Annotated in this window: 8 protein-coding genes; 3 read left to right on the forward strand and 5 right to left on the reverse strand. The window is 68.5% G+C overall.

Features of this window, described 5'->3' with window-relative positions; genetic code table 11:
- Positions 1 to 667: 667 nt before the first annotated feature.
- The gene (locus KB893_RS17975) at positions 668 to 1,291 is read right to left on the reverse strand and encodes a HEPN domain-containing protein (RefSeq protein ID WP_211927630.1); all 624 of its coding nucleotides are present in this window, start codon (positions 1,289 to 1,291) and stop codon (positions 668 to 670) included.
- Positions 1,292 to 1,349: 58 nt separating this feature from the next.
- Positions 1,350 to 2,231, reverse strand: coding sequence for an LAPAL motif-containing putative phage structural protein (locus KB893_RS17980; RefSeq protein ID WP_211927631.1), 882 nt, complete (start codon positions 2,229 to 2,231; stop codon positions 1,350 to 1,352).
- A gap of 335 nt (positions 2,232 to 2,566) precedes the next feature.
- Between KB893_RS17980 and KB893_RS17985 the strand changes: the two genes are divergently transcribed.
- Together KB893_RS17985 and KB893_RS17990 are read left to right on the forward strand one after the other, a co-directional pair.
- Positions 2,567 to 6,115 carry an indolepyruvate ferredoxin oxidoreductase family protein gene (locus KB893_RS17985; protein ID WP_211927632.1) on the forward strand — a complete coding sequence of 1,183 codons (3,549 nt, stop codon included), beginning with the start codon at positions 2,567 to 2,569 and terminating at the stop codon, positions 6,113 to 6,115.
- A gap of 106 nt (positions 6,116 to 6,221) precedes the next feature.
- Positions 6,222 to 6,671 carry an I78 family peptidase inhibitor gene (locus KB893_RS17990; RefSeq protein ID WP_246505782.1) on the forward strand — a complete coding sequence of 150 codons (450 nt, stop codon included), beginning with the start codon at positions 6,222 to 6,224 and terminating at the stop codon, positions 6,669 to 6,671.
- A gap of 1,302 nt (positions 6,672 to 7,973) precedes the next feature.
- Here the strand turns inward: KB893_RS17990 and KB893_RS17995 are convergent.
- The 3 genes from KB893_RS17995 to KB893_RS18005 are packed head-to-tail and all read right to left on the reverse strand — an operon-like array spanning position 7,974 to position 9,437.
- Positions 7,974 to 8,417, reverse strand: a complete 444-nt coding sequence (locus KB893_RS17995) for a YchJ family protein (protein ID WP_211928175.1) — start codon at positions 8,415 to 8,417, stop codon at positions 7,974 to 7,976.
- The gene (locus KB893_RS18000) at positions 8,414 to 9,013 is read right to left on the reverse strand and encodes a DUF938 domain-containing protein (protein ID WP_211928174.1); all 600 of its coding nucleotides are present in this window, start codon (positions 9,011 to 9,013) and stop codon (positions 8,414 to 8,416) included. Before KB893_RS18000 ends, KB893_RS17995 begins: the two co-directional genes overlap by 4 nt.
- Before the next feature lie 37 nt (positions 9,014 to 9,050).
- A complete protein-coding gene (locus KB893_RS18005) occupies positions 9,051 to 9,437 on the reverse strand; it encodes a hypothetical protein (protein ID WP_211928173.1) in 387 nt (128 codons plus the stop codon).
- A 145-nt stretch (positions 9,438 to 9,582) separates the two neighbouring features.
- Here KB893_RS18005 and KB893_RS18010 point away from each other — a divergent pair, with 145 nt between their 5' ends.
- A complete protein-coding gene (locus KB893_RS18010; RefSeq protein ID WP_211928172.1) occupies positions 9,583 to 10,176 on the forward strand; it encodes a phosphoribosyltransferase family protein in 594 nt (197 codons plus the stop codon).
- Positions 10,177 to 10,525 lie beyond the last annotated feature (349 nt).

The raw sequence follows: 10,525 nt of genomic DNA on the forward strand, positions 1-10,525 counted from the left end.
CCCTACGACTCACCACGCAGCAGCAGCGAGCTTGGGGCTCCGAACGGTTCAAGTCCCAGATCGAGGCGCTGACGCTCCGCGCTGTGCGCGTGCGCCCGCGCGGCCGGCCTACGCAGCAACATCAGTAAATGAACTGACCCCTTGTTCGGAAAATGAACCTGACCCCTTATTCGTCGAAAATGAACCTGACCCCTTATTCGTCGAGCTCAACCCGGTCCGGGCGCACCTGGCAGCCTCGCCAGGCGACTATCGCTGGTCGAGCTATCGATACAACGCCGATGGCCACCCCGATCGGATCCTGACGCCACACCCCGAGTACCAGGCCCTGGGGAGGAGCGATGTCGAGCGCACGGCCGCCTATACAGCCTTCGTCCGTGAATGCATCGGTCCGGCCGAAGACGACTCGCTACGCCTGACCACGCAGCAGCAGCGAGCTTGGGGCCCCGAGCGGTTCAAGTCCCAGATCGAGGCGCTGACGCTTCGGGCCGTGCACGTGCGCCCGCGTGGCCGGCCTCCGCGCGCCCCGCAGCATCGCCAGTGAATGAACCTGACCCCCTTATTCCGGTAAATGAACCTGACCCCTTATTGCGGCAATCTCGAATGCGCGCTAACACTTGAATTAAGCCGTGCCGCGAAGCGGCATCGGCTCGAATAAATTGTTAATCACCTAGCCCGTGACTACGGTAGCGTGCTGCATGACCCTGCTGGCAAGGTCGAACAAGTCGCGGGCTGTGACTTTATTGACCTCGCCAATCTCAAAAACATCTGTAGCCTGATCCAGACGCCTTGAGCCAGGATCGGGGTACCTGCCAGCCCACCTTACGAAATGTGAAAGGCCTCTTAGGATCTCGAGATCTTTCCTGCTTAGGCCAGGTACGAAAGAAGCCAGCACGTGAAGGTTGTGATGGAAGTGGCTCCGCTCGTTAGCTATCGACTCGTCGATTCCCGACTCGATGATCATCATGGCTTTCAGGCAGACTTCTAGACTGTACCCGACAAGCATGAGCACTACGGCGTAGTACTGACTATGGACGATCGTGCGGTACTCGGCGGAAACATTCTGCAGCTTTGGGTCATTCTTGACCAGACATACGGCAGCTTCTGAAAGTGCGTTTGCCTGACTCAACCAGAGAGCTGGTTCCTTCAGATCCTCCGCAGTCGGCGCTTTCGTTGGATCTTTGGGAATTCCGTTGGCGGCTAGAATCAAAGCGAACTTGTGCCAAGCAAAGGCACTGTAGCCAAATGGATCACATTCAAAGCCTGTTACGTCAGGAAGAAGCGGATTAGTCATGAGTGGCTAACGCCTGAGTTAAGCCGTGCCGCGAAGCGGCATCGGCTTGAACGAATTGTTAGAGGGACGCCTGACGTACCCTCGGTATGTGGTCTATGACCTCAATCACTTCGTAGCTATGGTTCATGTAGATGCCGGAATCCCTGTCTTGGCGCTGAATAATTCTCACTGCAGCCTTAAGCACATCTCCGGGCGCTATCGTAACTTCGTGGGCGAAGAACTTGTCGTAGAAGCGTTCGTCGGTAACCGGGGCGGAAATCTTCACGCCTCTCCAAAAGAACTCCCATTTTCTCTTGCCGCGCGCAAGTATTGCACGAGAAATTTCAAGATTTGCGTACTCGACTACGACGCTGTCTCCATTCTCATCGACGATGCGCATGTCAAAGCGTGAGAACATTCCACGTGGCACTTCGGGACCTGGACGCCCCCTATCTGGTGGGTCGATACGTACTGCAGTAACTGTTGTGTCAGATTCCGCTCCGCGGAAGATCTGACCCACGGCATTCTCGAAGCGCTTTGACCGCTCTACCTGCTTCTGCGCCTCATAGACGTCGCGCGGCACCACGACCTCTGTGTCGCCGTACTCAACGATGACGGACCCGTCATTGACGATGATCGTTGGATCAGACGGGCCCATCATCTTTGTGACTATGTAGCCAGCTATGACTCCATAGATGATCGCTTTCGATGCTTCGTGCGAGAAGACGCTCTGAGTCTTCTCGAAGATCGTTTTAACAACCGCCTCAAAGCTCCCCTCTTCGAGCGCTTCTACCACGACCTCGACGGAGTACCCGGGATTTACTATTGAGCTCGCTTCACGGACAGCCTCAGCAAGTCCTGCAATGGAAGTCGCTAATGCGAAGGCATTTATCTGATGCCTATCAGTCTCGAAGTGAAGGACGAAGCGATCTACTTCGCTTCCAATCTCAATGACCGCCATAGACTCCCCCAAGTCCCTCTAACTAGAAGTAGACGCCAAACCGGCGCATAGCTCGGCAGCCTATCCCAACCGGAAGAAGCGAGAAAGCGCGAGGAATCGGCCGCCCCGCAGGCACTTACGCCACGCCCGCAACCTAATCCGGCAGCCTAACCTCGCCATTCAATCCAGCCAGCTGTCGCGACACCGCAGGAAGCAACGGCGCCCGCACCAACTACGTCGCGGTGCGCCTGAGCCCCCTCCCGCACCGCGCAACAGCCCTCTCACGCCCCCCTGATAGAATCGTCGGCTTCCCCTCGAAGCCTGGCGCGCCGTGTGCGTGCCGCCGCCACGTGCCTATGAACTCGACCGCCGAACTCTCCTCCCCCGCCTCGGCGCGGGCGCCTATCGACCGCGACTACGCGCTCGAGCACCGCTACACGCGCGAGTCCGGGCGCATCTACCTTTCGGGCGTGCAGGCATTGGTGCGCCTGCCCCTGATGCAGCGCCTGCGCGACCAGGCGGCGGGCCTGGACACGGCCGGCTTCATCTCGGGCTACCGCGGCTCGCCGCTGGGCGGCTTCGACCTGGAGCTGTGGCGGGCGCGCAAGCACCTGGCCGAGGCGAAGGTCGAGTTCAAGCCGGGCCTCAACGAGGACCTGGGCGCCACCATGGTCTGGGGCTCGCAGCAGACCGGGCTGTTCCCGAAGTCGACGGTGCAGGGCGTGTTCGGCATGTGGTACGGCAAGGGCCCGGGCGTGGACCGCACCGGCGACGTGTTCAAGCACGCCAACGCGGCAGGCACCAGCCCGCTGGGCGGGGTGCTGGCGCTGGCGGCGGACGACCACGCCTGCCGCAGCTCGACGCTGCCGCACGGCTCGGAGCTTGAGTTCGTCAGCGCGATGATGCCGGTGCTCAACCCGGCCGGGGTGCAGGACATCCTCGACATGGGCGTGCTCGGCTGGGCGATGAGCCGCTACACCGGGCGCTGGATCGGCTTCAAGACGATCGCCGAGACGGTCGAGTCCTCGGCCAGCATCGACGTCGACCCGCACCGCATCCGCATCGTCACCCCCGACGACTTCGAGATGCCCGAGGGCGGCCTGCACATCCGCTGGCCGGATCCGCCGCTGAACCAGGAGATGCGCCTGCACCGCTATGCGGTGGCCGCGGCGCAGGCCTTCGCGCGGGCCAACCATATCGACCGGGTGGTGCTGGATTCGCCGCGCGCGCGGCTGGGCATCGTCACCACCGGCAAGAGCTATCTCGACGTGCTGCAGGCGCTGGAGTATCTGGGCCTCGACGAGCGCGCCTGCGCCGACATCGGCATCCGCGTCTACAAGGTCGGCATGACCTGGCCGCTGGAGCCGGTGCGCCTGCGCGCGTTCGCCGAGGGCCTCGAGGACATCCTCGTGGTCGAGGAGAAGCGCGCCTTCATCGAGTCGCAGATGAAGGAGTACATGTTCAACTGGCCGCACCGGCCGTCGGTGGTGGGCAAGTACGACGAGGCCGGGCGCTGGATCCTGCCGTCGACCGGCGAGCTGACGCCGGCGACCATCGCGCAGGTGATCGCGGCGCGGCTGGCGCGCTTCCACACCTCCGAGCACATCGAGGCGCAGCTGCGCTTCATGCGGGAGAAGGAGAGCGAGCTGGCGCTGCCGCGCGAGGACTTCGCGCGCGTGCCGCACTACTGCTCGGGCTGCCCGCACAACACCTCGACCGCGGTGCCGGAGGGCTCGCGCGCGGTCGGCGGCATCGGCTGCCACTACATGGTCACCTGGATGGACCGCCGCACCGAGACCTTCACCCACATGGGCGGCGAGGGCGTGACCTGGGCCGGGCAGGCGCCCTTCAGCGCGGAGGAGCACATCTTCTCCAACCTCGGCGACGGCACCTACTTCCACTCGGGCTCGCTGGCGATCCGGCAGTCGATCGCCGCCGGCGTCAACATCACCTACAAGATCCTCTACAACGACGCGGTGGCGATGACCGGCGGGCAGCCGGTCGACGGCACCCTGACCGTGCCCGGCATCGCGCACCAGATGCGCGCGGAGGGCATCGGCACGATCGTGGTGATGTCCGACGACCTCGACAAGTGGTCGCGGCCGGAGCTCTTCCCCGAGGGCGTGGAGTTCGTGCACCGCGACGAGCTCGACGCCGTGCAGAAGCGCCTGCGCACGGTCAAGGGCGTCTCCATCCTGATCTACGACCAGACCTGCGCGACCGAGAAGCGGCGTCGCCGCAAGCGCGGGAAGATGGAGGACCCGAAGAAGCGCGTGGTCATCAACTCGCTGGTGTGCGAGGGCTGCGGCGACTGCGGCGAGAAGTCCTTCTGCGTGTCGGTGCTGCCCAAGGACACCGAGTACGGGCGCAAGCGCGAGATCGACCAGTCCAACTGCAACAAGGACTATTCCTGCGTGAAGGGCTTCTGCCCGAGCTTCGTCACCGTGCACGGCGGCGAGCTGCGCAGGAAGAAGGGCAGCGGCGCCGCCGACCGCCTGCAGGACCTGCCGATGCCCGCGTTCAAGGGCGACCTGTCGCGGCCGTGGAACATCCTGGTCACCGGCGTCGGCGGCACCGGCGTGGTCACCATCGGCGCGCTGCTCGGCATGGCCGGCCACCTGGAGAACAAGGGCGCGACCGTGCTCGACCAGACCGGCCTGGCGCAGAAGGGCGGCGCGGTGACCACGCACATCCGCATCGCGCCGGCGCCGTCGGACATCCACGCGGTGCGCATCGCCGCCGGCGAGGCCGACCTCGTGCTCGGCTGCGACATGGTCGTGGTCAACGACTACTGGGCCCTGTCGAAGATCCGCCCGGAGCGCAGCGAGGTGGTGCTCAACAGCTACGAGGCGATGCCCGGCAGCTTCACCATGAAGCCGGACCTGCAGTTCCCGGCGGGCGGCATCGTCGAGGCGGTGCGGGTGGCGCTGGGCGGGCGCGAGCCGATCCTGGTGGATGCGACCAAGCTCGCCACGCGCCTGCTCGGCGATGCGATCGCGTCCAACCTGTTCATGCTCGGCGTCGCCTGGCAGCGCGGGCTGGTGCCGCTGTCGCTGGATTCGCTGATGCGCGCGGTGGAGCTCAACGGCGCCGCGGTGGAGATGAACCAGCGCGCCTTCGCCTGGGGCCGGCTGGCGGCGATCGACCCGGAGGCAGTGCGCGAGGCGGCGGGCTTCGGTACGCCGAAGTCGATCCCGGTCGCGACCAGCATCCACGCCGATCCGCTCGACGACGGCGCCAAGTCGCACTCGCTGGACGAGACCATCGCCCGCCGCGAGCGCTTCCTCACCGATTACCAGGACGCGGGCTACGCGCGCCGCTACACCGACCTCGTCGCCCGCGTGCGCGCCGCCGAGGCCGAGCGCGCGCCGGGTTCGACCGCGCTGACCGCGGCGGTGGCGCGCTACTACTTCAAGCTGATGGCCTACAAGGACGAATACGAGATCGCGCGGCTGTATACGGCGAGCGATTTCCGCCGGCAGATCGCCGAGCAGTTCGAGGGCGACGTGACGCTGCACTTCCACCTCGCCCCGCCGCTGCTGGCGAAGAAGGACGCGGACGGCCGCCTGACCAAGAAGGAATACGGCCCGTGGATGCTGCGCGCGTTCGGCGTGCTGGCGAAGTTCAAGGGCCTGCGCGGCACCGCCTTCGACATCTTCGGCTACACCGCCGAGCGTCGCGCCGAGCGCAGGCTCGTCGAGGAGTACGCGCAGACCGTGGACGAACTGCTGCAGGGGCTGGACGCGGGCAACGTCGGGCTGGCGGCGGACATCGCCAGCGTTCCCGAGCGCATCCGCGGCTACGGGCACATCAAGGACGCCAACATGGCCAAGGCGGCGAAGCGCCGCGAGGCGCTGCTGGCACGCTGGCGCGACCCGGCTGCCGCGGCGCAGCGGGCGGCCTGACCCGGAACCGGGGCTGACGCGGCGGCCGCGCGCGCGGTCGCTGCGTCTGGACAGCCGCGGCCGGGCGTGGCGACACTCCGGGACACCCCCACCCCCGGAGTGCCGCATGTCCCGACGTCCTTCCGTTCCCGCGCTGGCGCTGGTCGCCGGCCTCGGCCTCACCGCGCTGGCCGCCTGCTCGCCCGAGCCCGCGGACGCGCCCGAAGAGGCCGCGATGACCACGCCCGACATCACCGCGCCGAATTCGACGATCTCCGACAGCGACGGCCCCGCCGCCCCCGCCGAATCGTCGCCGCCCGCCGACGCCGCCGCGGTCGACCCCGGCGCCGCCGCGCCGCTGCCCGGCGACACCGGCAGCTGCGACGCCAACCCCGTGCAGGAGCTGGTCGGCCGCGTCGCCGACGACAGCGTGCTCGAGCAGGCCCGCACCACCGCCAACGCCGACACCGCCCGCATCCTGCACCCCGGCCAGGCGGTGACCATGGAATACAACGGCGCCCGCCTGAACCTGCAGGTCGACGACGACGGCGTGATCCAGGCCGTGCGCTGCGGCTGAGCGACGGGGCTCCGGGGCGCGTCCCGCCCCCGGAGCCCGGCAGCACCCTGTAGGAGCGGCTTCAGCCGCGACCCGCTCTGTGGGTAGGGCTTCACCTGTGGGAGGGGCTTCAGCCCCGATGCTCATGTAGGAGGGGCTTCAGCCGCGACCTGGCGCCGCGCAGTCGGGGCTGAAGCCCCTCCTACAGGCGCCGCCGCATCGGCGCAGCTGCGGACTCTACGCTCGCGAGGAGGTGGGTGGACCGAGTTCCGTCGTGGGAGCGGTGTGCCGGCTTCGCGGGCTTCGGGTTCAGCTCCTTCTCCCTTGTAGGGGAAGGGCGGGGATGGGGAGCGCGAAGCGCGGCCTATTGCATCGTGCGCCCAAGAGCAGCGGCTGCGCCGCACCCCTCTCCCCAACCCTCCCCCGCCGGGGGAGGGGGCAGAAGCGGCGCGGCGCGAAGATCATGGCGCGCGCCGCCGGCAGCCCCTGTAGGAGCGGCTTCAGCCGCGACCTGCTCTGTGGGTAGGGCTTCACCTGTGGGAGGGGCTTCAGCCCCGACCCGCTCCTGTGGGAGGGGCTTCAGCCCCGACCCGCTCCTGTGGGAGGGGCTTCAGCCCCGATGCTCATGTAGGAGGGGCTTCAGCCCCGACCTGGCGCCGCGCAGTCGGGGCTGAAGCCCCTCCCACAGACGCAGCCGCATCGGCGCAGCTGCGGACTCTGCCGCCCGCTCCCTCGAGGAGGTGGGTGGACCGAGTTCCGTCGTGGGAGCGGTGTGCCGGCTCCGCGGACCCCGCGTTCAGCTCCTTCCCCTTGGGCGGAAGGTTGGGATGGGGCAGCGCGAAGCGCGGCTCATTGCATCGTGCGCCCAAGAGCAGCGGCTGCGCCGCACCCCTCTCCCCAACCCTCCCCCGCCGGGGGAGGGGGACAGAAGCGGCGCGGCGCGAAGATCGTCGCGCGCGCCGCCGGCAGCCCCTGTAGGAGCGGCTTCAGCCGCGACCTGCTCCTGTGGGAGGGGCTTCAGCCCCGATGCTCATGTAGGAGGGGCTTCAGCCGCGACCGGCTCTGTAGGTAGGGCTTCACCTGTGGGAGGGGCTTCAGCTCCGACCAGGCGCCACGCAGTCGGGGCTTCAGCCCCTCCCACAGAAGTCTCCGTGCACCTGGGCCAGCCCTGCGCTTCGGGTGAGCGGCTACGGTCGTCGCTCCCGTTCCCCGCTCCCTGTTCCCTGTTCCCCGTTCCCCTGCCCTGCGGCCTGCAGTGCCTCACCGCGCCCACCCGGTCGCGGCTGAAGCCGCTCCTACAGGGGATGCGGTCGACGGGGAACCTCAGGCCACGTCGCCGTCGACGTAGAGCCAGCGGTCGGCTTCGCGGACGAAGCGGCTGGTCTCGGTCATGCGCTGCACGCGGCCGCCGCCGATGCGGAAGCGGGCGACGAACTCGACCGTCGACACCGGCGTGTCCGCATCCAGCGCGGGCAGCGCGGCGGCCACCTTCGCGCGCGTGGCGGCGTCGGCCTGCGGCACGTGGCGCTTGATGTCGAGCGCGAGCCACGCGGGCGAGACATCCGCCTCCAGGCTGTCGGGGCAGGTCGCGGGGTGCCAGCTCGCGCGCAGGTAATCGAGGTCACCGACGACGTAGGCGCTGTAGCGCGAGCGCATCAGAGACTCGGCGGTGTCGGCGACGCGGGCGCCGGCGTGGAGTTCGCCGCAGCAGGCGGCATAGCGCCGTCCGCTGCCGCAGGGACAGCTGCGCAGGGCGACCGTGTTCATGCGCGCCTCCACACCAGGCAGGCGTTGTTCGCGGGCAGGGCGACGTCGGCGACCGGGCGCAGGCCGATCGCCGCGGCCAGCCCGTGAACGGCCTCGAGGTCGCGCACGCCCTGGTGTGGGGCCTGGCCGCGCAGCATCGCGTCGAAGGCGGCGTTGCTGTCGCTGGTGTGCGCGCCGTTGCGCTTGAACGGGCCGTAGACGGCGAGCACCGCGTCGGCCTCCAGCGCCCGGTCGAGCCCGTCGAACAGGGCGCGTACCGCGTCCCAGCCCATGATGTGCAGGGTGTTGGCGCTGAAGGCGGCATCGAATCGCGTCCCGGGCCAGGCGTCGGCGAGCACGTCGAGCGCGACCGGCGCCGGCGTGTTCGGCAGGCCCACGTGGTCGAGCCAGGTCTCGATGCCGGGCAGGTTCGGCGCACGGTCGGAGCACTGCCAGGTGAGCTGCGGCAGCGCGGCGGCGAAGTGCACCGCGTGCTGGCCGGTGCCGCTGCCGATCTCGAGCACGGAGCGGCGATCGGCGAAGTGGCGGCGCAGGACGTCGAGGATGGGGTCGCGGTTGCGCGAGGTGGCCGGCGCGTGCGGGCGGGGGTCGGTCATCCCCCAAGGATAGCGCCGACCACCGCCGGCACCGGGCTCAGCGCAGCATGCCGCCCTGGCTCTGCAGCTGCTCGAGCTGCTGCCGGGCCTCGGCGCAGGTGCGGGCTTTCTCGTCGGCCGGCACGCCTGCCAGATGGGCCCGGCCACGCTCGACGCCCTCGGCATAGAGGCGGTCGAAGCTGGCGTTCTCCACGCCGCGAGCCACGCTGGCCTCGCGCTGCTCGTCGCGCATCGCCGCCACCTCGGCCTGGGTGTGCAGCCGGCACTCGACGGCGATCACCGACATCATCCCGCTCATGGTGGCGAGTTGCTCGGTCATCTGCCGCGGATCGAAGCCCTGGGGTGCGGCGACGGCCTGCGCCACTGGCATCGCCAGCAGTGCGGTCAGGAAAGCGGCGCGCAGCGGGGTCGGCTTGGATGTCATCGTGGTGGCGTCCTCGGTGGTGGTGGGGTCGTATCCAGCCGGAGCGCCACCGGGGGACGGCGCGCCGGCGGCACGGGCCGGTGCGCGCTGCAGCGCGACCGGAGCGTCCGGCAGTATAGAGACCACCGCCCCCGCCGAGGTCCCCATGGCCGACGACCGCTACCGCCTCTATTCCGCCGCCGAACTCGACCCCGTGCTCGACGACATGGCGCGGCAGGCGGTGGCACTGATGGACGCGACGCCGACGGTGCTGCTCGGGATGCTGCGCCGGGGCGTGCCGCTGGCGGACATGCTGCGCGAGCGGGTGCTGCGGATCGCGCCCGGCGCCGCGGTCGAGCGCCTCGACCTGGAGGTCAAGCGCTACGCCGACACCCTCGAGCTGCTGCACGCCGACACCCATCTCGCCGCGCCGGAGGGCGCCGCCGGCCTGCTCGCCGGGCGACGGGTGATCGTGGTCGACGACGTGCTCTACCAGGGCCACTCGCTGTTCCGTGTGTTCACCTGGCTCGCCACGGTGAAGCCGGCCGCGGTGCACGCCGCGGTGCTGGTCGACCGCCAGCGCTACCAGCTGCCGGTGCGCGCGGACATCGTCGGCGTGACCCTGAAGATCGCGCCGACCGACGTGATCGAATGCAACGTGCCGCCGTTCGAGGAGGACTTCCGCGTGGATCTGTGGCGGACGGGTGGTGCAGCGGGAACGGGGAAGGGCGAGACGGGAACCGGGAACGGAGCGTCGTGAGGTCGCCGGCGCGTCCCCCTCGCCCGGAGGCCGCGTAGGAGCGGCTTCAGCCGCGACCGCTTTCCCTGTGTGGAAGGGGTCTGAGCCCCGATCCGGCGTGGCAGTCGGGGCTGAAGCCCCTCCCACAGCCCCGAGCAGAACGTGCGGTGCGGAGGCCGGTCCGCTGCGCCGATGCGGATCGGCACGCGACGCTTCCACGTCGCCTTTCGTCTCGCCCGCGTGCGATCCGAAGCTGCCGCATTGCGGGTCGCGGCTGAAGCCGCTCCTACTGGAGGCTGGCCGCTGCGTGTCTCGAGGCGGATCGACCAAAGCCGGCGCGCTTTTGCGTAGGAGCGGCTTCAGCCGCGAC

This window comes from Coralloluteibacterium stylophorae (assembly GCF_018122625.2).
In the GTDB taxonomy this organism is placed as follows: Bacteria; Pseudomonadota; Gammaproteobacteria; order Xanthomonadales; family Xanthomonadaceae; genus Coralloluteibacterium; species Coralloluteibacterium stylophorae.